The 25,959-nt window shown below is 60.2% G+C and carries 27 protein-coding genes; 10 read left to right on the top strand and 17 right to left on the bottom strand.

Translation table 11 applies throughout. The annotated features are described in order from the left end of the window. Positions 1-27: 27 nt before the first annotated feature. Positions 28-1,155, bottom strand: coding sequence for a cytochrome c oxidase subunit II (gene coxB / locus AB4P94_RS06150; RefSeq protein ID WP_395609834.1), 1,128 nt, complete (start codon positions 1,153-1,155; stop codon positions 28-30). 369 nt (positions 1,156-1,524) lie between these two features. Here coxB and AB4P94_RS06155 point away from each other — a divergent pair, with 369 nt between their 5' ends. Beyond that, entirely contained in the window at positions 1,525-2,172 is a 648-nt protein-coding gene (locus tag AB4P94_RS06155; RefSeq protein ID WP_071486714.1) for a hypothetical protein, read from the top strand. Positions 2,173-2,246: 74 nt separating this feature from the next. Here the strand turns inward: AB4P94_RS06155 and AB4P94_RS06160 are convergent, their stop codons facing one another. The 6 genes from AB4P94_RS06160 to AB4P94_RS06185 form a co-directional block, all read right to left on the bottom strand. After that, entirely contained in the window at positions 2,247-3,788 is a 1,542-nt protein-coding gene (locus tag AB4P94_RS06160) for a SulP family inorganic anion transporter (RefSeq protein ID WP_395609835.1), read from the bottom strand. Between the two features lie 85 nt (positions 3,789-3,873). Then, the gene (locus AB4P94_RS06165; RefSeq protein ID WP_395609836.1) at positions 3,874-4,605 is read right to left on the bottom strand and encodes a carbonic anhydrase; all 732 of its coding nucleotides are present in this window, start codon (positions 4,603-4,605) and stop codon (positions 3,874-3,876) included. 229 nt (positions 4,606-4,834) lie between these two features. After that, the gene (locus AB4P94_RS06170; RefSeq protein WP_395609837.1) at positions 4,835-5,893 is read right to left on the bottom strand and encodes a PA0069 family radical SAM protein; all 1,059 of its coding nucleotides are present in this window, start codon (positions 5,891-5,893) and stop codon (positions 4,835-4,837) included. A gap of 81 nt (positions 5,894-5,974) precedes the next feature. Then, positions 5,975-7,273 carry a c-type cytochrome gene (locus AB4P94_RS06175; protein ID WP_395609838.1) on the bottom strand — a complete coding sequence of 433 codons (1,299 nt, stop codon included), beginning with the start codon at positions 7,271-7,273 and terminating at the stop codon, positions 5,975-5,977. A gap of 12 nt (positions 7,274-7,285) precedes the next feature. Further along, positions 7,286-9,070, bottom strand: a complete 1,785-nt coding sequence (locus tag AB4P94_RS06180; RefSeq protein WP_395609839.1) for a GMC family oxidoreductase — start codon at positions 9,068-9,070, stop codon at positions 7,286-7,288. A 2-nt stretch (positions 9,071-9,072) separates the two neighbouring features. Beyond that, a complete protein-coding gene (locus tag AB4P94_RS06185; RefSeq protein WP_395609840.1) occupies positions 9,073-9,825 on the bottom strand; it encodes a gluconate 2-dehydrogenase subunit 3 family protein in 753 nt (250 codons plus the stop codon). 273 nt (positions 9,826-10,098) lie between these two features. On the opposite strand from AB4P94_RS06185, the gene AB4P94_RS06190 reads away from it, so the two are divergent. Continuing rightward, positions 10,099-10,755 (top strand): dual specificity protein phosphatase family protein, encoded by a 657-nt coding sequence (locus AB4P94_RS06190; RefSeq protein ID WP_395609841.1) that lies wholly within the window; start codon positions 10,099-10,101, stop codon positions 10,753-10,755. Between the two features lie 132 nt (positions 10,756-10,887). Here the strand turns inward: AB4P94_RS06190 and AB4P94_RS06195 are convergent, their stop codons facing one another. Both AB4P94_RS06195 and prlC read right to left on the bottom strand, forming a co-directional pair. After that, positions 10,888-11,163 carry a YheV family putative zinc ribbon protein gene (locus AB4P94_RS06195; protein ID WP_010207776.1) on the bottom strand — a complete coding sequence of 92 codons (276 nt, stop codon included), beginning with the start codon at positions 11,161-11,163 and terminating at the stop codon, positions 10,888-10,890. Then, positions 11,160-13,211, bottom strand: coding sequence for an oligopeptidase A (gene prlC / locus AB4P94_RS06200; RefSeq protein WP_395609842.1), 2,052 nt, complete (start codon positions 13,209-13,211; stop codon positions 11,160-11,162). The genes AB4P94_RS06195 and prlC overlap by 4 nt, the downstream gene beginning before the upstream one ends. Positions 13,212-13,313: 102 nt before the next feature. Here prlC and AB4P94_RS06205 point away from each other — a divergent pair, with 102 nt between their 5' ends. Both AB4P94_RS06205 and AB4P94_RS06210 read left to right on the top strand, forming a co-directional pair. Then, positions 13,314-13,856, top strand: a complete 543-nt coding sequence (locus AB4P94_RS06205; RefSeq protein WP_395609843.1) for a gamma carbonic anhydrase family protein — start codon at positions 13,314-13,316, stop codon at positions 13,854-13,856. Further along, complete coding sequence (locus tag AB4P94_RS06210) at positions 13,853-14,512, top strand: HAD family hydrolase (protein ID WP_395609844.1); 660 nt, start codon at positions 13,853-13,855, stop codon at positions 14,510-14,512. The genes AB4P94_RS06205 and AB4P94_RS06210 overlap by 4 nt, the downstream gene beginning before the upstream one ends. A 95-nt stretch (positions 14,513-14,607) precedes the next feature. Here AB4P94_RS06210 and AB4P94_RS06215 read toward each other — a convergent pair whose 3' ends face one another. Then, a complete protein-coding gene (locus AB4P94_RS06215; RefSeq protein WP_395609845.1) occupies positions 14,608-15,651 on the bottom strand; it encodes an aminopeptidase in 1,044 nt (347 codons plus the stop codon). Positions 15,652-15,795: 144 nt separating this feature from the next. On the opposite strand from AB4P94_RS06215, the gene AB4P94_RS06220 reads away from it, so the two are divergent. Then, on the top strand, positions 15,796-16,218 hold the full coding sequence (locus AB4P94_RS06220; RefSeq protein ID WP_395609846.1) for a hypothetical protein: 423 nt from the start codon (positions 15,796-15,798) through the stop codon (positions 16,216-16,218). Here the strand turns inward: AB4P94_RS06220 and AB4P94_RS06225 are convergent, their stop codons facing one another. Both AB4P94_RS06225 and AB4P94_RS06230 read right to left on the bottom strand, forming a co-directional pair. Continuing rightward, positions 16,219-16,458: a DUF1161 domain-containing protein gene (locus tag AB4P94_RS06225; protein WP_395609847.1), complete on the bottom strand. Its 240-nt coding sequence runs from the start codon at positions 16,456-16,458 to the stop codon at positions 16,219-16,221. Positions 16,459-16,675: 217 nt separating this feature from the next. Beyond that, on the bottom strand, positions 16,676-17,107 hold the full coding sequence (locus AB4P94_RS06230; protein WP_395609848.1) for an OsmC family protein: 432 nt from the start codon (positions 17,105-17,107) through the stop codon (positions 16,676-16,678). Between the two features lie 216 nt (positions 17,108-17,323). Here AB4P94_RS06230 and AB4P94_RS06235 point away from each other — a divergent pair, with 216 nt between their 5' ends. Continuing rightward, positions 17,324-18,325, top strand: a complete 1,002-nt coding sequence (locus tag AB4P94_RS06235; protein ID WP_395609849.1) for an LLM class flavin-dependent oxidoreductase — start codon at positions 17,324-17,326, stop codon at positions 18,323-18,325. A 155-nt stretch (positions 18,326-18,480) separates the two neighbouring features. On the opposite strand, the gene AB4P94_RS06240 is transcribed toward AB4P94_RS06235, so the two are convergent. Both AB4P94_RS06240 and AB4P94_RS06245 read right to left on the bottom strand, forming a co-directional pair. Next, a complete protein-coding gene (locus tag AB4P94_RS06240) occupies positions 18,481-18,705 on the bottom strand; it encodes a DUF1161 domain-containing protein (RefSeq protein WP_395609850.1) in 225 nt (74 codons plus the stop codon). A gap of 113 nt (positions 18,706-18,818) precedes the next feature. Next, positions 18,819-19,034 carry a dodecin gene (locus AB4P94_RS06245; protein ID WP_078739963.1) on the bottom strand — a complete coding sequence of 72 codons (216 nt, stop codon included), beginning with the start codon at positions 19,032-19,034 and terminating at the stop codon, positions 18,819-18,821. 154 nt (positions 19,035-19,188) lie between these two features. On the opposite strand from AB4P94_RS06245, the gene AB4P94_RS06250 reads away from it, so the two are divergent. Continuing rightward, a complete protein-coding gene (locus AB4P94_RS06250; protein ID WP_016969656.1) occupies positions 19,189-19,515 on the top strand; it encodes a YqjD family protein in 327 nt (108 codons plus the stop codon). Here the strand turns inward: AB4P94_RS06250 and AB4P94_RS06255 are convergent. Further along, positions 19,512-20,408, bottom strand: a complete 897-nt coding sequence (locus tag AB4P94_RS06255; protein WP_395609851.1) for a LysR family transcriptional regulator — start codon at positions 20,406-20,408, stop codon at positions 19,512-19,514. The genes AB4P94_RS06250 and AB4P94_RS06255 overlap by 4 nt on opposite strands. 110 nt (positions 20,409-20,518) lie before the next feature. On the opposite strand from AB4P94_RS06255, the gene trpB reads away from it, so the two are divergent. The 3 genes from trpB to AB4P94_RS06270 all read left to right on the top strand — a co-directional run bounded on the left by trpB (position 20,519) and on the right by AB4P94_RS06270 (position 23,144). After that, positions 20,519-21,760, top strand: coding sequence for a tryptophan synthase subunit beta (trpB, locus tag AB4P94_RS06260; protein WP_395609852.1), 1,242 nt, complete (start codon positions 20,519-20,521; stop codon positions 21,758-21,760). Continuing rightward, entirely contained in the window at positions 21,760-22,569 is an 810-nt protein-coding gene (gene trpA / locus AB4P94_RS06265) for a tryptophan synthase subunit alpha (RefSeq protein WP_395609853.1), read from the top strand. The genes trpB and trpA overlap by 1 nt, the downstream gene beginning before the upstream one ends. Positions 22,570-22,706: 137 nt before the next feature. After that, positions 22,707-23,144, top strand: coding sequence for an anti-virulence regulator CigR family protein (locus AB4P94_RS06270; protein ID WP_395609854.1), 438 nt, complete (start codon positions 22,707-22,709; stop codon positions 23,142-23,144). 178 nt (positions 23,145-23,322) lie between these two features. On the opposite strand, the gene AB4P94_RS06275 is transcribed toward AB4P94_RS06270, so the two are convergent. Together AB4P94_RS06275 and dgoD are read right to left on the bottom strand one after the other, a co-directional pair. After that, a complete protein-coding gene (locus AB4P94_RS06275; RefSeq protein ID WP_395609855.1) occupies positions 23,323-24,627 on the bottom strand; it encodes an MFS transporter in 1,305 nt (434 codons plus the stop codon). A 162-nt stretch (positions 24,628-24,789) separates the two neighbouring features. Next, on the bottom strand, positions 24,790-25,938 hold the full coding sequence (gene dgoD / locus AB4P94_RS06280) for a galactonate dehydratase (RefSeq protein ID WP_017137927.1): 1,149 nt from the start codon (positions 25,936-25,938) through the stop codon (positions 24,790-24,792). Positions 25,939-25,959: the final 21 nt, after the last annotated feature.

Below are 25,959 nucleotides of genomic sequence, written 5' to 3' on the forward strand. Positions count from 1 at the left end.
GGTTCAGGGCATACGCTGTGAGGGTTGTCATTTGCTTTCCGCCTGTTTCAGGGCCAGCACGTCTTTGGGCGTGACCATGTCGCCTTTGTTGTTGCCCCACGCGTTGCGTTCGTAGGTGACGACGGCGGCGATGTCCACTTCCGACAGTTGCTTGCCGAACGCGGCCATGGCGGTGCCGGGTTTGCCGAAGTAGACGCGGTGCAGGTGGTCTTCCTTTGTGCCGGTGGCGATCGGCGAGCCTTTGAGCGCCGGGAACATCGGCGGCAGGCCCTGGCCTTCGGCCTGGTGACAGGCCACGCAGGTGGTGTGGTAGACCTTGTCGCCACGGGCCACCAGTTCATCCAGCGTCCACTCTTTGGAGGTCAGTTCCTTGAGCTTGGCGGCTTCTTCTTTGCGCTCGCCGAGCCAAGTGTCGTAGTCGGCCCTGGATTTGACTTCGACCACAATCGGCATGAAGCCGTGGTCCTTACCGCACAGTTCGGCGCACTGGCCACGGTAGATGCCGGGCTTCTCGACGCGGGTCCAGGCCTCGTTGACGAAGCCGGGGATGGCGTCGCGCTTGACCGCAAAGGCCGGCACCCACCAGGAGTGGATCACGTCGGCAGCGGTCACCAGAAAGCGCACCTTGGCGCCCACCGGCAGCACCAGGGGCTGGTCGACTTCCAGCAGGTAATGCTCGCCTTTGACGGCCTGGTTATGGATCTGCTCGGCGGGCGTGGCCAGGTTGCTGAAGAACTCCACATCCTGACCCAGGTATTTGTAATGCCACTTCCACTGATAGCCGGTGACCTGGATATCGATATCCGATTCACTGCTGTCGTAGATGTTGATCAGGGTTTTAGTGGCCGGAATCGCCATCGCCACCAGAATCAGCAAGGGCACCACGGTCCAGAGAATTTCCACGGTCGTGCTCTCGTGGAACTTGGCCGCCACCTGGCCCGTGGACCGGCGGTGCAGGATCATCGACCAGAACATCGCGCCAAACACGACAATGCCGATCACCACACAAATCCAGAAAATGGTCATGTGCAGGTCAAACACGGCGTGACTGACTTCAGTAGCCCCTGGCGCCATATTCGTTGTCCAGGCGGCATGCGCCTGGCCGAATACCGACCACAACAGTAGGCTCATCCAAACGTGTGGATGTCGCGTCATTGCGGGTTCCCCTTTATGTTTCTTGTTATCCCGCCGGTTTGCACCTGCGGCGAAGGGAGCGGCTTCCATACTGCTTACAACCGCCAAGCCTTGCCTGCGTCATGCAGTTGGGCGTCATCAGCTAATTGCGTACAAACCCGAGTATAGACAGCACCTGAAACCCCGCAATGTGTACGGGCAAATGAGCAAAAACAGACGGGCGGAGCCAATAAAATCGGGGGCGGAATCGTTTATCCGACGAACGATGGCAATTCGATATAACGCGGGCGCATAACCATGAAATAATTATGACAAATGCGTCTTAGGCGCTCGTATAAACGAGCTACCTTATCCTCTCCCTTTTCCTACGCCTGTTTCACTGGAGCCCTCATGAACACCGCCGCATTGCGCGAGCAGATTTCCCGTGCCCATCAACACGAAGCCACCACGGGCCAGCTTGCCCAGCAACTGGAAAACCAATTGCCGCACCTGCATTCGGCCATCTCCCTGGCTGACGGTGATCGCACCCAAGTAATGACCCGCTTTGTCACGGCCTACATCGATCAAGTGCCCGACCTGCTGGACGCTGCCAATGACGTCGCCCGCGAAGCGGGAATCGAAAGCCAGATCAAGCCAGTACTGAAAATCGCCGAGCATTTCTTTCTGCAACCGCCGGCGATCCTGGCGGGCCATGAAGGGCTCAACGGCTTGCTGGACGAGGCTTACCTGGCGCATCGACTGGTCGAAGAGGTCAACGACCTGTACATCAAGCATTTCGGCCAGCCGTTGATTCCGGCGGACACCACCGTGGCCAACCTGATCGCCCACCAATTGATCGGCGAGCAGTTTGCCAACCAGCTGGATGAGGCGGTGCATTTGGCCGTGGATGAGATGCTGAACGAAGACAGCTTTGCGCTGGAGTCGGTCGAAGCCTACCGCGAGACGCTGAAAAGCCCGGACACGGAAGCGGCGTGGAAGCGCTGGCCATGTTTGTCGCGCCAGTTGGGGGTTGAGTTGGCGCTGGATCAGCCTGCCTGATTTCCTGACCCGCAAACGTTCAACTGTGGGAGCCGGGCAAGCCCGGCTCCCACATTGTTTTGTGGTGTTCCGGGTCAGGCCGCCGCTGACCCCAACCCGGCCGTCGTGCGCTCACGGCCTTCCAGCCGGCGCTTCAACCCGCGGGCCTCGATCACCAGCTTCGAGCCCTTCGCTGCATTCGCCCGGCCCCATTCCTCCAGCAACTCCAGGCAGGAATGGTCGATGTAACTCAGGTTATTCAAGGGCACATGCACGGTCGTCGCGGCAGGCACCGTTGACAGCACCTGAGTCAGTGCCGGCACTTTCAGAAAGGTCGCAGCGCCGATCAATCGCAACTCCATCTCGCCGTCCTGCGGCAGGTCGACCAGGCTGACTTTCAGTCGCGAAGCCTTGAACGCCAACGTGACGAGTGTCAGCCCGAAGCCGATCAGTACACCCGTCAGGAGGTCGGTAAAGACGATCGCCAACGCGGTTGCCGAATAGGTAAACATCGGCATCCGCCCGTAGCGACCCAAGCCTTTAAACGCCTTGATATCCACCAGTTTGATCCCGGTGTACACCAACACACCTGCCAGGCTCGCCACCGGGATGCTTTGCAGCACGCTCGACAGCAACAGCACGAAACCCAACAGCCAAAGGCCATGGAACATCGCCGACAAACGCGTGGTGGCGCCCGCCTGCACGTTGGCCGAACTGCGTACGATCACGCCGGTCATCGGCAGGGCACCGACCAGACCGCAGAGCATGTTACCGACACCTTGTGCGGACAATTCCTTGTCGAAATCCGAGCGTTGGCCGTTGTGCATGCGATCTACCGCTGCGGCAGAAAGCAGGGTCTCGGCACTGGCGATAAACGCCACGGCGAATGCCGCGATCAACAATTGAGGATCAGCCAGGTTCAGCAAGTCGCTCGGACGTAGCCAGTCGATAGCATCTGCGAGGTTTTCCGGGACTTCCACACGCTTGACCTGCAACGCCAGCACCAGGCTGGTCACCGTCGCCAAACCCACACCCAGCAGGGCGCCGGGCACGAAGCGCAGTTTTTGCGGGCGAAATTTATCCCACAGATACATCACCAGCATCGTCGACAAACCGAGCAAACCCGCCTGCCAGCCGAGGCCGCCGCCAAGGGTGGGAATCGCTTCGACCAGTGCCGCCGGGAAGCCCGCCAGGTTATCCAGCCCGGAAGGTTTAGGCGCGCCATCAAGCATCACATGCACCTGCGACAGCACAATCAGCACACCAATCCCCGCCAGCATCCCGTACACCACGGCCGGTGCGGTCACGCGGAACCAGCAGCCCAGGCGCAAACGCCCGGCGACCAGTTGCAGAAAGCCTGCCAGCAACAGAATCGGCCCCAGCATCAGCATGCCGTGCTGGCGCACCAGCTCGAACACCAACACCGCCAGACCTGCCGCCGGCCCACTGACCTGCAGCGGCGAACCCGCTAGCCAACCCACCACCAGGCCGCCGATGATGCCGGTGATCAACCCCTTGGCCGGCGGCATCCCGGACGCAATCGCAATGCCCATGCACAAGGGCAGGGCGACCAGAAACACAACCACGGAGGCGAGCAGCTCCCGTGGCAGCACAGCTTTCAATTGAGCAGCACGCATAATGGCTCTCCCGAGGCATTCGCCGGGCGCGGCAAAGCCTGGCTGCATCCATGGCAGCCACCGCTTTACCCGGCAGGGAAGTGTTTTAGAAGCGCGCTTTAGGCGTCGCGCTAGGGATCGGCCCGTCACCGCTCAACGAGCGGAACGCCGCCTGATCCGCATCGTAGGCGCGGATCTCACTGGTCTCGATGTTGTAGATCCAGCCATGGATAAACAAATGACCATTGGCCATGCGCGAAGCCACGGAAGGGTGGGTGCGCAAATGTTGCAACTGGGCGATGACGTTTTCTTCGGTCAACACCTTCATGCTCTCGCTTTCATTGGCGCAGTCGCAGTTGTCTTCAACCATCGACTTGGCCACTTCAGCGTGCCGCAGCCAGGCCCGCACTGTCGGCATTTTTTCCAGGCTGGCGGGGTTGAGCACCGCGCGCATGGCACCGCAATCGGAGTGCCCGCAGACAATGATGTGCTGCACGCCCAGCGCCAGTACCGCGTACTCGATGGCGGTGGAAACACCCCCGTTCATCTGGCCGTAAGGCGGCACCACGTTGCCGACGTTACGGGTCACGAACAAATCACCCGGGGAGCTTTGGGTGATCAGTTCGGGCACGATGCGCGAATCGGCACAGGTAATGAACATCGCCCGTGGGCTCTGGGCCGTGGCGAGTTTCTTGAACAGTTCTTCCTGCTGCGGGAAGACGTCGTGATGGAAATGCAAAAAGCCGTCAACGATATGCTTTAGCGCTGCATCGGCGGTTTCCGCCACCTGAGGGGCTGAAGCCGACGCAGCCAACGGCTGTTTATCCTTATCACTCATGATTCATCCTCTTGATTAATGCAGGGGAGTGGTTCAGCTCAGTTCGACGCTTGGCCTGTGCAATAGTTGTAAAGCATCACACAAACAACGCGTTGACTCATCAGTCACTCGCTGAACAAGGTAGCCACCGAAACTTAACTCAAACTGAATGAAACGCTCTAGAACGCGGGTTTAGATGATGTCAAAGCGCGACCATTCCCACGCGAGCGTAGGATAATTCCCCTTAAGTTTACAGCAACGCCATCTGTCTGCCCGGTGGGCAGAACGCAGTGCAATCCAGATTGAATCCCTCCCGCCGATTCAGACCCAACCGCTTGATAGCCTTGCTGAAACGCTGCGCCAGCAAATCGGCAAACGGCCCCTCGCCACGCATGCGCACACCGAACCGGCTGTCATACACCTCACCGCCACGCACCTGCCTGACCAGGCTCATCACATGGGCCGCACGCTGTGGATAATGCGCGGCCAGCCATTCCTCGAACAGCGGCGCCACTTCGAGCGGCAGGCGCAACATCATGTACGCCGCACTTTGCGCACCGGCGGCGTGGGCTTCGGCCAGCAGGTTTTCCAGCTCGCTGTCGTTGATCATCGGAATCATCGGTGAACACAACACGCCCACCGGAATACCCGCCTCACGCATCACCCGAATCGCCCGCAACCGCGCCTTGGGCGCCGCCGTGCGGGGTTCCAGGATGCGCTTGAGCTCATCATCGAGGCTGGTAAGGCTGATCATCACCGCCACCAGCCGTTGCCGGGCCAGCTCGGTCAGCAGGTCCAAATCGCGCAAAATCAGCGAGCCCTTGGTGATGATGGTCACCGGGTGCCGGTAACGCAGCAGTACCTCAAGGGTCTGCCGGGTGATTGTGTATTCGCGCTCGATCGGCTGATACGGGTCGGTATTGGAGCCCAGGTTGATCGGCGCGCACACATAGCCCGGCTTCGACAGTTGCTGTTCCAGCACATCGGCAGCGTTGGTCTTGGCGATCAGTTTGGTTTCGAAATCCAGCCCCGGCGACAGGTCCCAATAGGCATGGCTGGGCCGCGCGTAACAGTAGATGCAGCCGTGTTCGCAACCGCGATACGGGTTGATCGAGCGGTCGAACGGCAAGTCCGGCGAGTTGTTGCGGGTGATGATGCTCTTGGCCGTTTCAATGCGCACTTCGGTGCCCTGGGTCGGCGGCACTTCCTGAAACCAGCCGTCGTCCTCGGCCACGCTGACGGTCGGGGCAAAGCGGTTATGCAGATTGGTGGCCGTGCCCCGGCCACGGGGCGGCAACGGAGTAGACATGAAAGCGCCTCGATACTGTTTTTATATACAGTATAGAGGCGCGAAGTTTCTGACCAGTGCCGTTTGGCGGTCAGGAGTGAATCAGTGCTTTTGCGTCACTTGGCCCAGGTCATCGCCCGAGGTAGTGCGCATGTCACTCTTGCGCAGGTCGGCCACATCACTGGCCTTAACAGGTGCACCCTTATTGCCCCAGCTGCCACGTATGAAACTGACCACATCCGCCACTTCCTGGTCCGACAAACGCCACGCAAACGCCGGCATGGTGAAGGTCGACGGCGCCGTGTGAGTGGCCGGCAAGGTACCGCCGTTCAACACGATGTTGATCAGTGATGTGGCATCCGCCGTCTGCAACACCGGGTTGCCCGCCAGCGCCGGGAACACCCGCGTGTAGCCATGGCCGTCGGTGCGGTGGCAGGCCGCGCAGTTGTCGATGTACACCGAAGCTCCGGGCTTGCTGTCATCGCCTTTCCACAGTGCCTCGGCCACCTGCTTGTCGTACTGATGCGGCTGATCCTTGGGATCCACCGCCGGCAGGCTCTTGAGGTAACGGGCGATAGCGGTCAGGTCGTCTTGCGACATGTATTGCATGCTGTGGACGACCACATCACTCATACCGCCAAACACCGCGCTGCGATCACTGCGACCGGTCTTGAGGAATTGCACCAGTTGCTCCTCGCTCCAGTTGCCGAGGCCGTCCTTGTGGTCGCCGCGCAGGCTTTTCGCGATCCAGCCTTCCAGCGGCGCACTGCCCGACAGAAACGCGTTGCCGTCTGTGGCACTCAGGGCTTTTTCCTGCATGGTCAGGGCGCGCGGCGTATGGCAGGCGCCGCAGTGGCCGAGCCCTTCCACCAGGTACGCGCCCCGGCTGATCACCGGGTCCGCAGCCGCTTGGGCCTGATGCTCCTCGACAGCCGGCGCAAACATCCAGCGCCAGGCCGCCAACGGCCAGCGCATGCTCAAGGGCCACGGAATGTCGCTGTCCTTGTTCTCCTGGGCGACAGGTTCAACGCCCTTCATGAAGTACGCATACAACGCCTGCATATCGCTATCGCTGACGCGCGCATAGGACGGGTAGGGCATCGCCGGGTAAAGCGTACTACCGTTTTTGGCGACGCCATGGCGGACGGCCTTGTCGAAGTCCTCAAAGCTGTAGTCGCCCAGGCCGGTCTTGTCCGGGGTGATGTTGGTGGAATAGATCACGCCGATCGGGGTCTCCATCGGCAGGCCGCCAGCAAAGGGTTTGCCACCCTTGGCGGTGTGGCAAGCCACGCAGTCACCGGCGCGGGCGAGGTATTCGCCCTGTTTGATCAGGTCGGTTTCAGCCGCGCTGACCGAGCAACTGCTGAACAGGGCAAGAGAGGCAATAACAAGTGCTTTCATGGTCATCGCTCCTTATGCCTGAACCAGCGGGCCGGGGTTTTTCAGGTACTGCTCGCGGATCGCCCGCGCCGACCAATAGGTCAACGCCGCCACCAGGCCGGTAGGGTTATAGCCCAAACCTTGTGGGAAAGCGGACGCGCCCGGGACAAACACGTTGTGTACATCCCAGCTTTGCAAATAACGGTTCAACGCACTGGTTTTCGGGTCAGTGCCCATGATTGCACCACCATTGAGGTGGGTGGTCTGGTAGGACGCCGTGTTGAAATGCTCACCGACCTTCTTGCCGAGCAGGGCAATTGCCTTGGGGTTCATCGCCTCGGCGACCTTGCTCATCTTGTCGACCATGAAGCGGTTCATCTTGATGTCGTTCTCCTGCCAGTCGAACGTCATCCGCAGCAAAGGCAGGCCGTAGGCATCGCGGTAAACCGGGTCCAGATCCAGGTAGTTGCCCCGGTAGGATTGATGCGCGCCGTGGGCGTCCATCGACACCTGGTGGGTGTAGTAATCGGCGGTGGCGCGCTTCCACGCGCTGCCCCAGGCCGGGGTGCCCGGCGGGTTGGAGGTACCGGCAATCGGCCGGCTGCCCGCCTGGTTGACCCACATCGGCGAACCGCCCACAAACCCGTGGGGCCCGTGGTCGAAGTTGTCGGCGTTGAAGTCATCAATGGCCACGCCATTGCCACCCGCACCGATGAAATTGTTGGTGTGGGTGTCCTTGTCGAAAAAGGCTTTGATGGTGGCCATGTTCTGGTAGGCGAAGTTCCTGCCAACCACACCTTCGTTGGTAATCGGGTCATAGGGTTTGCCGATTCCCGACAGCAGCATCAACCGCACATTGTTGAACTGGAACGAGCCGATGATCACCAGATCCGCCGGTTGCTCGCACTCGCGCCCCTGGCCGTCGATATACGTCACGCCGGTAGCCTTGCTCTTGGTGCTGTCGAGGTTGACCTTGAGCACATGCGAATTGGCCCGCAACTCGAAGTTCGGCACCTGGCGCAACGCCGGCAGAATGTTCACGTTCGGCGAGGCCTTGGAGTACATGTAGCACACGTATCCGCTGCAGAAGCCGCAGAAGTTACACGGGCCCATCTGCGCGCCGTAGGGGTTGGTGTACGGCCCTGAAGTATTGGCCGACGGCAGGTTGTAGGGTTTGTAGCCGACATCGGCAGCCGCTTTCTGAAACAGTTGTGCAGAGACGGTATTTTTTTGCGACTCCAACGGGAACGGATTGGAACGATCCGGCGCGTAAGGGTTGCCGCCACGGCCTTCGCCCACCAACTGACCTTTCACCGTCCACGCCTGGCCCGAGGTGCCGAAGACTTTTTCCGCGTAGTCAAAAAACGGCTCCAGCTCTTCATAGCTGACGCCGAAATCCTGGATAGTCATTTCCTTGGGAATGAAGTTTTTGCCGTAGCGCTCTTCATAATGGCTGCGCATGCGCAGCTCAATCGGGTCGACACGAAAGTGCACGCCCGACCAATGCAGGCCCGCGCCGCCCACGCCATTGCCCGGCAAGAATGCGCCCAGCTGCCGGTTGGGCAGGGCGACGTCATTCACGCTATGGCGAATAGTCACCGTCTCCTTGGAGATGTCCTGAAAGAGTTTTTTACGCACGCTGTAGGTCAATTCGTCGATGACCTGGGGATAGTTGCCGTCCGGGTAAGTGTCCTGCATCGGGCCGCGCTCCAGCGCTACCACGTTGAGGCCCGCTTCCGTCAGCTCCTTGGCCATGATCGCGCCGGTCCAGCCGAAACCTACGATCACCGCATCGACTTTCTTCATGATGGTCGCCACGTTTATGCCCTCTCGCCGCGAATGGAAACTGCCGGGAAGGGGTATTGTTCGTTGCGTTCAACCCAGTCCATGAAGTCGGCGCGGGCGCCGGGGAAGCCGATCATGGTCCAGCCGACCATGCCTTTATTGCCGCCGTGGATGGGGTCGCAAAAGAACCCTTCCTTGGTGTTTTGCAGCAGCAAATTGAAAAACATCTTCGGTGGCACCGAAGCGAAATGCGCGCTCACTTCACTGCCGCCAGCCTCTAGACGGCGCAACATATCGTCTCGGGTAGCGCTGTCTTGAGCAGCAAAAACCTTACCGTTAAACGCCTTCGACCAGGCATCCGTCGCGGCAATACCCAAGCGATAGATCTCTTTGGGCACCAATTTGCTCTGCCAGCCCATTTCCGGCGCAGCATCGGCGTTGAACGGCCCCTGCATGAACCACAGCGCGCCACTGGCGTAAGGCGTGTTCATCTGGCGGTCGATGTATTCCGGCGCGCCGGCTTCCAGGGCACCAGGGCCTTGGGCATCAGCGGGAATGAGCTGCGCCACGGCGGCGTTGATAAACGCCCACTCTTCGGCAGTGAAGTAGCTCGGCTCATAGGCCTTGTCGCTCACCGGCGGCTTGGCAGGCGCAGCCTGGGCCGGTTCGGGTGTCGCCATCAGCATCGAGCCGCCAAGGCCGGTGCTGGCAACCGTGACCACTGGGATCAAGGTCAAGGATTTGCGTAAAAAGTCACGCCGGGGGTTGTCTTGATCTTGATCAGACATGGGTGCACCTCATCATGTGGTCACGGGTTTGTCCGCCGCTTCTGGGAGCAGCGTGAAGGCTTGCCAGGGAATGGGATCCAATGGGATAGAACACACCTGCAATCAATAGTTACAAATGATAGCAGCCTAACCATCGAGAGAATCGTTTCAGCGACAAAAACACCGTATCAGCTGCCTCGATTCACGATTCTTTGACGGGCCACTCACGCCCCATTCACCCCCACATGACCATTCTGTGAGCCATCAACCTCACCCTATTCGGTCGTGTCACGCATGTTCACCCTTCGATTGCTGCCTGCCTTCGGTCTAGCGTTCCTGGCACTGCTTGCAACCTTCAACACCCGTGCAGACGAGGCTGCCTCCATCCGCTCACCCGAATGGGCGCAGCCGGTGGGCGACCAATTCAACCTGCATCAAATGACGTCGACGCTGTATCGCAGCGCGCTACCGGACAGCAATGCGCTGCCGGTTTTGCAGCAGTTGAAGATCGGCACGGTGATCAACTTCCTGCCGGAGTCTGATGCGCCCTGGCTGAAAACATCTGATATCAAACAGGTGCAGTTGACCTATCGCACCAACCATGTCGACGATTCCGACGTGCTGGCGGCGCTCCGGGCGATTCAGGCAGCCGAAGCCAATGGCCCGGTGTTGATGCATTGCAAACACGGCTCCGACCGCACCGGCCTGATGGCGGCGATGTATCGCGTAGTGATCCAGGGCTGGAGCAAGGAAGATGCGCTGAACGAAATGACCTTGGGCGGCTTTGGCACCAGTAATGGCTTCAAGGACGGTGTTCGCTACATGATGAAAGCCGATATCGACAAGTTGCGTACAGCCTTGGCGAATGGCGATTGCAGCACCAGCGCGTTTGCGCTGTGCTCGATGAAAGATTGGATCACGACTACCGCCAAAGATGAGAAGGCCCTGTAACACGCTCTTCTCTCGGAGCTGGCTTGTGTGGGAGCTGGCTTGCCTGCGATAGGCCCCATGCGGTGTAACTGACACACCGCAGCGCCTGCATCGCGGGCAAGCCCGGCTCCCACATAGAGCCGGTTACGGGCCCTAGTCTTTTTTCAGCTTCGGATTGGGGAAAAACTGCACCGCCTGCACCTTCGGGTCCGCTGGCGCTTTCAACGCCGACGTATTCACCCGCGTGCCCAACTCCTTGGGCACCGACAACCCCTGGTCATTCAGCGTATCGGTATAACCGCAGGCCACGCACTCACGGTGCGGCACGTTGTCTTCGGTCCACATCTTCAACTTGTCCGGCTCACTGCACGCCGGGCAAACCGCCCCGGCGATAAATTGCTTTTTGGTTATCACAGGCCCTTCACTCATGCTGCCGCGTCCTCACTCAGGCCGCTGTGGCGCAAGAGTGCGTCAATCGACGGTGCACGTCCGCGGAAATCGACGAACAACACCATCGGCGCCTGAGAACCGCCGCGCGCCAGGATTGCCTCGCGGAAGGCGCGACCGGTTTCGGCATTCAACACGCCGTCTTCTTCAAACTTGGAGAACGCATCGGCCGACAACACTTCAGCCCACTTGTAGCTGTAGTAACCCGCCGCGTAACCGCCGGCGAAGATATGCGCGAAGCTGTTCGGGAAGCGGTTATAGGCGGGTGGGCGCATCACCGAGACTTCATCGCGAACGCCTTCCAGCACTTGGGCAACGCTGCGGCCATCGCCGTGAGTGGCGTGCAGCTCGAAGTCGAACAACGAAAATTCAAGCTGGCGGACCATCATCAGGCCAGACTGGAAATTCTTCGCCGCAAGCATTTTCTCCAGCAAGTCCTGAGGCAACGGCTCGCCGCTTTCATAGTGACCGGAAATCAGCGTCAGGCCTTCCGGCTCCCAGCACCAGTTCTCCATGAACTGGCTCGGCAATTCCACCGCATCCCAGGCCACGCCGTTGATGCCGGAGACACCGGCGTGTTCAACACGCGTCAGCAGGTGATGCAGACCGTGGCCGAATTCGTGGAACAGCGTGGTCACTTCATCGTGGGTCAACAAGGCAGGCTTGCCGCTGTCGGCCGGGGTGAAGTTGCACACCAGGTTGGCCACCGGGCTTTGCAGCACGCCATCGAGGGTGCGGCGACGGTCGCGGGCGCCGTCCATCCAGGCACCTCCGCGCTTGTTGGCGCGGGCGTACAGGTCGAAGAAGAAACGGCCGACATGCTGGCCGTTTTCCTTGATTTCAAACAGGCGCACATCCGGGTGCCAGGTGTCGAAACCCTTCAGCTCGGCGATCTCGATGCCGTACAGGCGCTGCACGATGGCGAAAAGGCCGCCCAACACTTTGTCGATCGGGAAGTAGGCGCGCAGGGCTTCCTGGGACACGCTGTAGCGCTGCTCGCGGAGTTTTTCGCCGTAGAAACCACTGTCCCAGCTTTGCAGGTCAGCGCAACCTTGTTCGGCGGCGTAAGCCTTGAGCTGCTGCAGGTCCTGGGCGGCAAACGGTTTGCTGCGCTTGGCCAAGTCACGCAGGAAACTCAGCACTTGATCGCTGGACTCGGCCATTTTGGTGGCCAGGCTCAGTTCGGAGAAGGATGCGTAACCCAGCAGCTTGGCCAGTTCCTGACGCAGGTCGAGGATCTGTTCCATCACCGGGCCGTTATCGTTCTGACCGGCATTCGGGCCTTGGTCCGACGCACGCGTGCAGTAAGCGGCGTAAAGCTCTTCGCGCAATGCACGGTCCTGGGCGTAGGTCATCACCGCGTAGTAGCTCGGGAATTCCAGGGTGATCAGCCAGCCGTCGAGGCCTTTGGCCTGGGCGGCGGCCGCCATTTGCGCCTTGGCCGAATCGGTCAGGCCGGCGAGGGTGGCTTCGTCGGTGACGTGTTTGGTCCAGGCCTGGGTGGCGTCCAGCAGTTGGTTGGAGAACTTGCTGCCCAGCTCGGAGAGTTTGCTCTGCACTTCGGCGTAACGCTTTTGCTGCTCCGGCGGCAAATCGATACCCGACAGGCGGAAATCACGCAGAGAGTGTTCCAGGATGGTTTTTTGCGCCACGTCGAAACCGGCGGCTTCGGGGCTGTTGGCCAAGGCTTCAAACGCCTGGAACAGCGCGCGGTTCTGGCCCATCTCGGTGGAGTAGGCGCTCAACGCGGGCAGGCAGCCTTCGTAGGCTTCGCGCAGTTCGGCGCTGTTGCACACGGCATTGAGATGGCTGACCGGGCTCCAGGCTGCGCCGAGGCGGTCATTGAGCTCGTCCATCGCCAGCACCAACCCGGCCCACGTAGGGTTTTTACCCTGGCTTTGCAGGATGCCTTCGATGGCGACGCGGTTGTCGGCGAGGATCTGTTCGATGGCCGGTTGCACGTGCTCGGCACGGATCGCCGAGAACGGCGGCAGGTCGTAGGACTGCAGAAGCGGGTTGTTCGCGCTCACGGTGGGTACCTTGGCTGAAGAAACATGTAAGAACAAAGATGGGGCCATCTTAATTACAATCAACTCCCACCGCAGCTATCAGCAAAAGAGAGAGAGGCTATCGTGACCCTTCGCACCTATCAGAACCACACGCCAACCCTGGGCGCCGGGGCTTTTGTCGATATTTCGGCGGTGGTGATCGGCGATGTCGAAATCGGCACCGACAGCTCGGTCTGGCCGCTGACCGTGATTCGCGGCGACATGCACCGCATCCGCATCGGCGCGCGCACCAGCGTGCAAGACGGCTGTGTGCTGCACATCACCCACGCGGGGCCGTTCAACCCGGACGGCTTCCCGCTGCTGATCGGCGATGACGTGACCATCGCCCACAAAGTCATGTTGCATGGCTGCACAGTCGGCAATCGCATTTTGATCGGCATGGGCAGTATCGTGATGGACGGCGCCGTGGTGGGAGACGACGTGATCATCGGCGCCGGCAGCCTGGTACCGCCGGGCAAGAAACTTGAAAGCGGTTATTTGTATGTAGGCAGCCCGGTTAAACAAATCCGCGAACTGACTGACAAGGAACGCGCCTTTTTCACCTACAGCGCGGCGAACTACGTGAAGCTCAAAGACCTGCACCTGGCCGAAGGATTCGATCAATGACCCTGAAATATTCAACCGTACTGTTCGACCTGGACGGCACCCTGACCGATCCGCGCGAGGGCATCACCCGTTCAATCCAGTACGCCCTCGGCAAACTCGGCATTGATGAGCCGGACCTCACCAGGCTGGAACACTTTATCGGCCCGCCGTTGCTGCAAGCCTTCATGCAGTTCTACGGCTTCGACGAGGCCAAGGCGTGGGAGGCGGTGAATTTCTACCGCGAACGCTTCAAGGTCACCGGCCTGTATGAAAACCGTGTGTTCGACGGCGTGATGCCGCTGCTCGAAGCGCTGAATGGCCAGGGCCGCCAGTTGTATGTAGCCACGTCCAAACCTTGGGTATTTGCCCGCGAGATCGCCCGGCATTTCGATTTTGCCAAGCATTTCAAGGTGATTTACGGCAGTGAGCTGGACGGCACGCGCACCAACAAGGTCGAGCTGATCGCGCATTTGATGAGCGAGGAGGGGCTGGACCCGGCGACCACACTGATGATTGGTGACCGCAAGCACGACCTGATCGGCGCGCGCAGCAATGGGCTGGACTCGGCGGCGGTGGGGTATGGGTTTGGCAGTTTTGAAGAGTTGAATGCTGAGGCACCGACTTGGCATTTTGAAACGTTGGATGAGATGCATCAGATGTTTTTGCAGCACGGCTGAGGCAGCCTTCGCGAGCAAGCCCGCTCCCACATTCGACCGCATTTCAAAGGTAGAACTCGGTCAACTGTGGGAGCTGGCTTGCCTGCGATGAGGCCCTAAAGCCCACCCCCCTCCAGCTGTTTCAACGCCGCCTTGCGCTGCGCCACCGGCAACCCACCCATCTTCTCCACTGCCGCAAAAAACCTCACCCAATCCCCATCTACCTGCGCAAACAACGCTGCAAACGCCGGCACCCATTGGTCATACAGCCCGAACGGCAACAGCCGCGCGTTGTTCATCGGCTGGTTGATCCACACGTCAAAACGCTTGTCCCCGCCCCATTGGCGGTCGCGCATCTGCCGGTATTCGCTGCGCAGGCGCTCAAACTCGGCCGCCTTGGCTTGGCGCATCACATCCGCCGCCAACGGCTGGGCGTACAACGCTTCCAGGCGTTTGCGGGTATCAAGAATCAAGCGGATGAACTGGTCACGCTGCTGCAATGCCGCATCGTTGATCGGCGGCAAACCCCGCGCTGCGCGCCATTGGCGCGTGCCTTCCTGTTCGACGAAGTTGGCATACGACTCGTTGAATTCGGTGTCGTCCTTCACATAAAAACGCTGATGCGCCAGTTCATGGAAGATCAACGTGGCCAGGCGCTCATCGCCCCAGCTCATCATCGAACTCATGATCGGGTCGTTGAACCAGCCCAGCGTGGAATAGGCCTCCACGCCGCCAATCGAGACGTCCAGGCCCTGCTGCTTCAACAGCGCCGCCTCACCCCGGGCAGCGCCCTGGTTGTAATAACCGTGATAGGCCACGCAACCGGCGATGGGGAAACAATGGGTCTCAGGCGAGAGGGAAAATTCCTGCGTGGCGAAGACATTCCAGACCACGTAAGGCCGGCCAATGTCGGCATACAGCCTGTAACTTTGGTTGTCAGGCAAGTGCAGGTGTTCGCTGGCGAAGGTGCGCGCCTTCTGCGACTGCACCAAATGGTCACGCAACGCCTGGGGGCGTGCAGGGTCGGCAATGACCTCGGAAACCGGCTCACGGGCCCGCAGCAGGTGCCATTGGCCGCTCGCCAACTGGCTGTAATAACTGATGCTGGAGCAGCCGCTGAGCAGCAACACCAGCAACCCTGGAAGAAAACGCCTCACCATGCCTTGAACACCCCGTGGGTAATTGGCTCGCCAGACTATCCTGCCCTCACGGAATTTTTCCATGGCACAGCGTGTTTATACTCATAGGGAGTCTGCTGCCATCGGCGCCGGGCTCAATTCTTTCCTTGCGCCCGAGTACCTGCCATGCGCCAGCTCTTGCTACCTGTCACCGCCCTGTTTCTCAGCGCCTGTGCGTCGACGCCAATTCCCCCGGCTGACCCGCAACAAGCCTGGGTCGATTTCGCTACGCCGACACCCGGCGCCAAGTTGGTGATGGCCCAGCGCCTGGATGGCAAAAACCTCTACGACGGGCGTTTCTTCCAGGTGCCGCCCGGCAGCCATGACCTGATGGTGCGCTTTGATTTCGAGGTGAACACCGGCACGGGGATCGGCGGGTTGGACCAGACGCGCGACCGCACCTGTTTCATGTCCTTGCAATACAACAACTTCCAGGCGGGCCAGCATTATGTGCTGGAAGGGCGCTCGCTGGCGTTCACGCCCAACATTCGGCTGTATAACTCGGCGCGCCAATTGCTGGCCGAAGAACACAGCGTGAACTGCCTCTGATCAGTCGTTGTTCTTCTGGTAGATGATGCGTTTGGTACCGTTCTCGCAGGAGCCAACGATCATGGCACTGTCATGATTTTTGGCTTCCTCGGCGGTGATGATTTCCAGGGTATAAGACGGAATCGCCTTGGCCTGAATCTTCACTTCGATCTCTTTCTTGAGCTCTTCACAATCTTTAGGCGCGGCCACAGCCGATGTGGCCAATACACCGCAGATGATCGCCAAGGCAAAACGTTTCATGTGTGAAGCTCCCTGAATGCACTGCGCACGGGTGTGCGGCCAAGACTGCATAGCGTATAGGACCACATCACAGAAACACGAGTTCTGATTTAACGCAGAACAAAATGTGGGAGCTGGCTTGCCTGCGATGGAATCGCCTCGGTCTAACTGAAAACCGAGGTGAACCCATCGCAGGCAAGCCAGCTCCCACAAAAGCTCCACATTGGATCTTGCTGTGTCAGCCGACCAGGGTCGCATCCAGGCTGACTTTCGCATTCAGCACCTTGGACACCGGGCACCCTTCCTTGGCCTTTTTGCTCAGTTCATCGAACTGCGCCTGGCTGGCACCGGGGATTTTGGCTTTGAGGATCAAATGCACGGCAGTGATCGCAAAACCGCCGTCAACCTGGTCCAGAGTGACTTCGGCCTGGGTGTCGATGCTGTCAGCCTTAAGCCCTGCATCGCCCAGAATCATGGAAAACGCCATGGAGAAACAGCCCGCGTGGGCCGCGCCAATCAGTTCTTCAGGGTTGGTACCCTTGCCACCCTCGAAACGCGCCTTGAAGCCGTAGGGCGCTTCGCGCAATACACCGGTTTCCGTGGAAATCGAACCCAGGCCAGTCTTCAGATCACCTTCCCAATGCGCGGATGCTTTTTTAACGATACTCATAGCGGTCTCCTCGAACGGTGGTTTTGCGTCGGTAAGGTTCTGAGGATAGACGGCGGGACAAAGTTCATCTTGTCGGATAAACCTAGTAAAGCAGTAGGAAATTTCTCGATTAGCTATTGAATCTCGGGTATATGCCCTCATTGCATAGACCATGCACATGAAGCGGCAGGTTTTGGTTCGTCTATAAGCCTGCGCACCTAATGGAGAAGCAGGCTTATGAAATCGCTGTCCGACGTGAAGTTTTCGACCCTAGACCTCGTGCCCGTGCGCGCCAACGGCAGCATCGCGCAGTCGTTGCGCAACTCTCTGGACCTGGCGCAGCACGTGGAAAAGTTCGGCTACCACCGTTTCTGGGTGGCTGAGCACCACAATATGGATGGCATCGCCAGCTCAGCCACCTCGGTATTGCTGGGCTATCTGGCCGGCGGCACCTCGACTATCCGCGTCGGCTCCGGCGGCGTGATGCTGCCCAACCACGCGCCGCTGGTGATTGCCGAACAGTTCGGCACCCTGGAAAGCCTCTACCCGGGCCGTATCGACCTGGGCCTGGGCCGCGCGCCCGGTTCCGATCAGATGACCGCCCGCGCCCTGCGCCGTGAACGCTCCGGCAGCGCCGACGATTTCCCCGACGATGTGGCTGAACTGGTGGCCTACCTCGGCCCGCGCACGCCCGACCAACGCATCATCGCCGTACCGGGCACCGGCACCAACGTACCCGTGTGGTTGCTCGGTTCCAGCCTGTTCAGCGCACAGTTGGCCGGCGAGCGCGGTTTGCCCTACGCCTTCGCCTCCCATTTCGCACCGCGCCTGATGCACGAGGCGATTCGCGTCTACCGCAACCACTTCAAACCTTCAGCCGTTTTGGATAAACCCTACGTGATGCTCGGCATTCCGTTGGTGGCCGCCGACACCGACGAGCAGGCCGATTACCTGGCCACCTCCGTGTACCAGCGCATCCTCGCGCTGATGCGCGGCCAAAGCCTGGTGCAGCGCCCGCCGGTCAAAACCATGGACGGCCTGTGGCTGCCCCATGAAAAAGACGCCGTGGGCAGTTTCCTCGGCCTGGCCATGGTCGGCAGCCCGGCGAAAATTCGCGGCAAACTGGAAGTGTTGATCGAACAAACCGGCGCCGATGAGCTGATCTTCACCAGCGACCTGTACGAGCACGCCGACCGGATTCATTCCTACGAGCTGCTGGCACAGGCAATGAAAGGCTAAACCCCAAACGAAAAAAACGACGCACCTGTGGCGAGGGAGCTTGCTCCCGCTGGGCTGCGTAGCGGCCCCAAGAATCTTGGGAGCGCTGCGCACTCCAGCGGGAGCAAGCTCCCTCGCCACAGGTGCGTCGTCTTTATGCTGTCTGCAACACGGGATCAACCGCGCTTGTAGACGATTTCCTTGGTGCCGCCTTCGCAACTGCCAATCACTTTGCCATCAGCGGCTGCGCCTTTCTCGACAACATCCAGCGAATAATGCTGAACGCCTTTAGCGTCAAGCTTCGCCGCGAGTTCGCTTTTCAGCTCTTCGCAAGGCTTGCCCGCCGCCAGGGCTGTACCCGCAATGCTCAACAGACCGACTGCTAACAGGAACTTCTTCATCCGTTACTTCCTTACGCTGATCGAAAAGAACGTGCCGACGCTGTCGCATCGGCACCCCAACGTTGTAGCGCAGGTTATGGCAATCGGCCAGTCAGCAAGTTCAACTCGCGGCGTTAACTACTGGCAATTCGGAACCCCACCTTCAGCGTGACCTGAAAATGCGCAGCCTTGCCGTCCTTGATGTGGCCACGGGTTTCGGTCACTTCAAACCATTCCAGGTGCTTGATGCTTTTGTTGGCTTCGGCAATCGCGTTGTTGATGGCGTCTTCGATACTGGTGGTCGAGGAGCCGACCAGTTCAACTTTCTTGTACGTGTGATGATCAGACATGGCGTTTCTCCTGAGGGCTTTAGTGAGCGTAGCAGTCAATGTTCGTACTGCTTCTGGCGACCGTTCCTACTCGAAAGTTCAGATTTACTGCACTTTCTGAAAACGCTGGAGTCGGTATCTACACATGCCACTCAATCACTTCAGGAGAGTCCCAATGGCCAACACTTCTTTACGCAAAGCGTCGCTGGAAAGCATGGAAGCCGAGATTTCGAGCCTGCTCAAATCTCTGGAAAGCCTCAAGGACGATGCATCCGACGAGTCGCGCAAAACCTTGAAGGCCCTGAAAAGCAATGCCGAGAATGCACTCAAGCACTCCCGCCACCTGATCAGCGACGCCTATGAAGAAAGCAAAGTCAAAATCCGCGAAACCGGTGCTGCAACCCGGGACTACGCTCAAGAGCACCCGTGGACTACAGCCGGTGTCGCCGTAGGCGCTTTGGGCCTGCTGGCCGCTTACCTGCTGTGCAAACGCGGCGATTAAAGCGGTTGGCGCAACAGCTCAGCCTTGAGCCACTGCGCCAATTGCCGAGCGCGCCCGTCTGCGGCGCGCTTGGGTAGCCACAGCGCCAGGTGCGCCGGGGTTTCACTGAAACCCCATGGCGCCACCAGGCGGCCCGCTCGCAAGTCCTCTGCCACCAGCGGTTCGGGCGCAATCGCCACGCCCAATCCCGCCACCGCTGCCTCCAGCAAATAATACAAATGCTCAAACCCCTGGCCGTGTTTCAACGCGCCCGGTTCAATGCCGTGTTGCTGTGCCCAACTGGGCCAGGCTTGCGGGCGCGACGTGGTGTGCAGCAGCGCTTCGCCACGCAAGGCCGAGGCAGGCGCCCGGCACAGGCGTTCATAACCGGCAAAACGCGGGCTCATGACCGGGCCGATGCGCTCGCTGGCCAGCTCATACACCTGCATATCCACTGGCCACGGCGGCTCTGCGAACACCAACAGCGCGTCGAGACCAGGACGTCTTGGATCTAGATCACCGTCACCCGCCGACAGATGCAGGCGCAGATCCGGCAGGTCGGCATTCAAACGGCCCAAGCGCGGGATCAGCCAGCGCGCCAGCAAACTGCCCGAGCAGCCGAGCACGAAGGGCGCGTCTGCGCTGCTTTGGGTGAGTTCGGCGCATACATCCCTTAAACGCTCAAAGGCCTCGCTGCTCGCGTCGCGCAAACGGATACCGGCATCTGTGAGTTTAAGGCCACGCCCATCCTTGGCGAACAGGCTGACACCCAAGTGTTCCTCCAACACTTTCAATTGGCGGCTGACCGCGCCGTGCGTTACATGCAATTGTTCGGCAGCCTGGCTCACACTGTTGAGTCGGGCGGTGGCTTCAAACGCGCGTAAGGCATTGAGGGGCGGAAGGTCTCGGCTCATCTGTGAGTTTTCCTGACAGGTTGTGGCGATCTTATCGGTTTTCAGCGTAGAACGTCAGGGGTAGAGTGGCCCTCATTGTTTCCCATCCCCATTCTCTCCTGGAGCGTCCCATGACTCAGTCCCAGACCGATCTACGCAACGGCCCGGATGCCAACGGCCTCTTCGGCGCCTTCGGCGGCCGTTACGTCGCTGAAACCCTGATGCCGTTGATCCTTGACCTGGCCCGTGAATACGAAGCGGCCAAGATCGATCCGGCCTTCAACGAAGAATTGGCCTACTTCCAGCGCGACTACGTCGGACGCCCAAGCCCACTGTATTTCGCTGAACGCCTGACCGAGTTCTGCGGCGGCGCCAAGATCTACCTCAAGCGCGAAGAGCTGAACCACACCGGCGCGCACAAGATCAACAACTGCATCGGCCAGATTCTGCTGGCACGGCGCATGGGCAAAAAACGCATCATCGCCGAGACCGGCGCCGGCATGCACGGGGTGGCCACCGCCACCGTTGCCGCGCGTTTTGGCCTGCAATGCGTGATCTACATGGGCACCACCGACATCGAGCGCCAACAGGCCAACGTATTCCGCATGAAGCTGCTGGGCGCGGAAGTGATCCCGGTCGTCGCCGGTACCGGCACCCTGAAAGACGCGATGAACGAAGCCCTGCGTGACTGGGTGACCAACGTCGACAGCACCTTCTACCTGATCGGTACCGTGGCCGGCCCACATCCGTACCCGGCGATGGTGCGCGACTTCCAGGCCGTGATCGGCAAGGAAACCCGCGACCAGTTGCAAGCCCAGGAAGGCCGCCTGCCGGACAGCCTGGTGGCGTGCATCGGCGGCGGTTCCAACGCCATGGGCCTGTTCCACCCGTTCCTGGATGACACAGGCGTAGAAATCATTGGCGTTGAAGCCGCCGGCCACGGTATCGAAACCGGCAAACACGCCGCCAGCCTGAACGGCGGTGTACCCGGCGTACTGCATGGCAACCGCACCTTCCTGCTGCAGGACGACGACGGCCAGATCATCGACGCCCACTCGATCTCAGCGGGCCTCGACTACCCGGGTATCGGCCCTGAACACGCCTGGTTGCATGACATCGGCCGCGTTCAGTACACCTCGGTGACTGATGACGAAGCCCTCGACGCCTTCCACAAATGCTGCCGCCTGGAAGGGATCATTCCAGCCCTGGAAAGCGCCCACGCCCTGGCCGAGGTGTTCAAGCGTGCACCGAACCTGCCGAAGGATCATCTGATGGTGGTCAACCTGTCGGGCCGTGGTGACAAAGACATGCAAACCGTGATGTTCCACATGGAACACTCTGAAAAAGAACACTCTTCGCAGGAGAAACACTGATGAGCCGCCTGCAAACCCGCTTCGCTCAGCTTAAAGAACAGAACCGCGCCGCCCTGGTGACCTTCGTCACCGCCGGCGACCCGGGCTATGACACCTCACTGGCAATCCTCAAAGGCTTGCCTGCCGCCGGTGCCGACGTGATCGAGTTGGGCATGCCCTTCACCGATCCGATGGCTGACGGCCCGGCCATTCAACTGGCCAACATCCGCGCGCTGACCGCCAAGCAGAACCTGGCGAAAACCCTGCAGATGGTCCGCGAGTTCCGCAAAGACAACAGCGACACCCCGCTGGTGTTGATGGGCTACTTCAACCCGATCCACAAATACGGCGTGCCGCAGTTCATCACTGACGCCAAGGAAGCCGGCGTAGACGGGCTGATCGTCGTCGACATGCCGCCTGAGCATAACGGCGAACTGTGCGACCCGGCCCAGGCCGCGGGCATCGACTTTATCCGCCTGACCACGCCGACCACTGACGACGTTCGCTTGCCGACTGTGCTCAATGGCAGCTCCGGCTTTGTGTATTACGTGTCGGTGGCCGGTGTGACCGGCGCTGGCGCCGCCACCCTGGAACACGTCGAAGAAGCCGTGACTCGCCTGCGCCGCCACACCGACCTGCCGATCAGCATCGGTTTTGGTATCCGTACGCCGGAACAGGCAGCGGCTATCGCACGCCTGGCAGACGGTGTGGTGGTGGGTTCGGCATTGATCGATCACATCGCCAATGCGAAAAATGATCAGCAAGCGATTGATGGCGTGTTGAGCCTGTGCGCGGCGCTGTCGGAAGGTGTCCGCAACGCCCGTACGTAAAGGCCGTGTAGCGGTAGGTAAAGTTCCTGATACAGAGGAATCAATCCGCCGCATCAGTACCTAAAGTGACAAGACCCAGGGATTTCGAACCTCGTTCGAAATCCCTTTTTTGTTCGTGCAGGACTGAGGAAACCCCCATGAAAATGCCTAAACGCTTGATAGCCGGTCTCGGTGTGCTGATGCTGGGTGCGAGCGCCCTGGCGCAGGCCGCGCCTTACGATCAAGGCGGCCCTGACCGTGGCGGCCCGCAAGGCCAGCACGAACAACGTGGCGATGATCACCGTGGCCCTCAGGACAACCGTCGCGGCCCACCCCAGGACTTCGGCCCGGTACGGCAAATCATCCACGACAACCACGGCCAGTTCTCCCGTGGCGCACCGCCACCGCCCAACGTGCGCCTGGTGCGCGGCCAGCCCCTGCCTCGTGGCTACTACGGCGAGCGCCTGGACAATCGCGCCCTGTCTCGCCTGCCGGTGTACCAGGGTTATGAATGGCGCCGTTCCGGCCCGGATGTCGTGCTGATTGCTGTGGGCACCGGTATCGTCTACGAAATCCTTGACGGGGTACTCAACTAAACCCTGCGCACTGATTGCCGAACTAGCTTTTGTGGTGAGCGGGCTTGCCCCGCGTTGGGGTGCGCAGCAGCCCCATCAAGGCGAATGCGTATTTTCAGATAAACCGAGCGATCTGGTTTTTGGGGGCGCTGCGCACCCCAACGCGGGGCAAGCCCGCTCGCCACAGAGCGGGCGTCAGTCAGAGTTCGATGCGCTCGACCTTACCCACCAGCAACACGTAGGACAGCGCGCCCAGCAATGCCAGCACCGCGATATACGTGATCGCTGGCGCAAACGAATCGCCACTGGCCAGAAAGCCAATCACGATGGGTGTGGTGATCGCCGACAAGTTACCGATGAAGTTGAACACGCCTCCCGTCAGCCCCAACAGCCGAGCAGGCGCGAGCGTTGAGACCAGTGACCAGGTAATCGACGCCAGGCCATTGCCGAAAAACGCCACCGCCAGAAACGCGATGACCCACGCCGTCGAATCCACATAGTTGGCGCCAATGATCGCCGTGGAAATCAGCAAGCCGCCGATGATCGGCAACTTGCGCGCAAAACCCACCGATGCGCCTCGGCGAATCAGCCAGTCGGAAAAAAGCCCCGAACACAGCACGCCCACAAACGCAGCAAGGAAGGGCAGCGATGCCAGCAGGCCGGACTTGATAAAGTCCATGCCGCGATATTTCACCAGGTAGGTAGGGAACCACGTCAGGAAAAACCACAGCGTGGAGTTCAGGCAGAACTGCCCAAGGTAGATGCCCCAGAGTTTGCGCTTGCTCAGCACGATGCCCAAATCCACCCAACTGAACGGCGCCTTGGTGGCCTGTGCCTGGATATCCACCAGCCCGCCGCCCTCACGGATCAGCTCGATTTCCGCCGCGTTGGCGCCCTTGAAATCCTTGGGCTCGCGGTACACGGCGAACCAGATCAGCGCCCACAAAATGCCCACGCCACCGGTGGCGACGAACACCATGTGCCAGCCAAACGCGTGTTGCAGCCAGGCCAGCACCGGCGTGAGAAACGCCAGCCCCACAAACTGCCCGGAGGTGTAGACGCCAATCGCCGTGGCGCGCTCACGCTCGGGAAACCAGGTGGTGACCACACGGCTGTTGATCGGGTAGGCCGGCGCCTCGAGGGCGCCGACGGCCATGCGCAGCACGAACAATGCGATAAAGCTGGCGGCAAAGCCCAGCATCACAGTGGCGATGGACCACAACAACAACGCCACCGTGTAGAGAATGCGCGGCGGCACGCGGTCCACCAGCCAGCCCCCGGGGATCTGCATGGCCGCGTAGGTCCAGCCGAAGGCCGAGAAGATCAGCCCGACGTGCACCGGGTCGATGCCCAGTTCGCTGGTCAGCGCCGGGGCGGCGATCGACAGGTTGCTGCGGTCGAGGTAGTTGATTACCACGGTGATAAACAGCAGCACCATGATGAAGAAGCGCTTTCTGCTGGGCGTGACTAAAGAAGCCTGCCCGGTGAAGGATTCAGGGTGCATGGGGGTTGCCTCTTCTTATGTTTATTGAGGACAGGTCGCGGTCAATGTGAGAGCTGGCTTGCCTGCGATAGCGGTGGATCAGCTTGCATCTCTGGAACTGACACACCGCTATCGCAGGCAAGCCAGCTCCCACAGTTTTAATTGCATTTCGTCAGTCAGAAATCACCACTCGGCAAAGCTGCCATCAGCATGCCGCCAGATCGGGTTGCGCCAGCGGTGGCCGATGGCCGCCCGCTCGATCACGTATTCCTCGTTGATCTCGATCCCCAGGCCCGGCCCGTTGGGGATCTTCACGAAGCCTTTGTCATAGTCGAACACGCCCGGATCGCGCACGTAATCGAGGAGGTCATTGCTCTCGTTGTAGTGAATGCCCAGGCTTTGCTCCTGAATGAACGCGTTGTAGCAAACCGCGTCCAGTTGCAGGCACGCGGCCAAGGCAATCGGGCCCAGCGGGCAGTGCAGGGCCAGGGCCACGTCGTAGGCCTCGGCCATGTTGGCGATCTTGCGGGTTTCGGTGATGCCACCGGCGTGGGAAGCGTCCGGCTGGATGATGTCGACGTAGCCTTCGCTGAGCACGCGCTTGAAGTCCCAACGCGAGAACAGCCGCTCGCCCAGGGCAATCGGCGTGCTGGTCAGCGGCGCCAGCTCTTTGAGCGCTTCGTAGTTTTCGCTGAGCACGGGCTCTTCGATAAACATCAGTTTGTACGGGTCCAGTTCCTTCATCAGCACCTTGGCCATGGGCTTGTGCACGCGGCCATGGAAGTCGACGCCAATGCCCACATTGGGGCCCACCGCATCGCGCACGGCGGCAACGTTGGCCAGGGCCAGGTCGACTTTTTCGAAGCTGTCGACGAACTGCAGTTCTTCAGTGCCGTTCATTTTCACCGCAGTAAAGCCACGGGCAACAGCCTCTTTTGCGGCGCGGGCGGTGTCGGCGGGGCGGTCGCCACCGATCCACGAATACACACGGATCTTGTCACGCACTTGGCCACCGAGCAGGTCGCTGACGGACACACCGAGGGCCTTGCCCTTGATGTCCCAGAGCGCCTGGTCAATGCCGGCGAGGGCGCTCATGTGCACGGCGCCGCCCCGGTAAAAACCGCCGCGATAGAGCACGGTCCAGATGTCTTCGATGTTGCGTGGGTCTTTGCCGATCAGGTAGTCGGATAACTCTTCGACGGCAGCGGCGACTGTGTGAGCGCGGCCTTCAACCACGGGCTCGCCCCAGCCGGTCACACCCTGGTCGGTTTCGACCTTGAGGAAGCACCAGCGCGGCGGGACGATGAAGGTCGTCAGTTTGGTGATTTTCATCTGTTATCTCTCTTATAGATG

The sequence above is a fragment of the Pseudomonas sp. B22129 genome (assembly GCF_044218875.1).
Taxonomy (GTDB): domain Bacteria; phylum Pseudomonadota; class Gammaproteobacteria; order Pseudomonadales; family Pseudomonadaceae; genus Aquipseudomonas.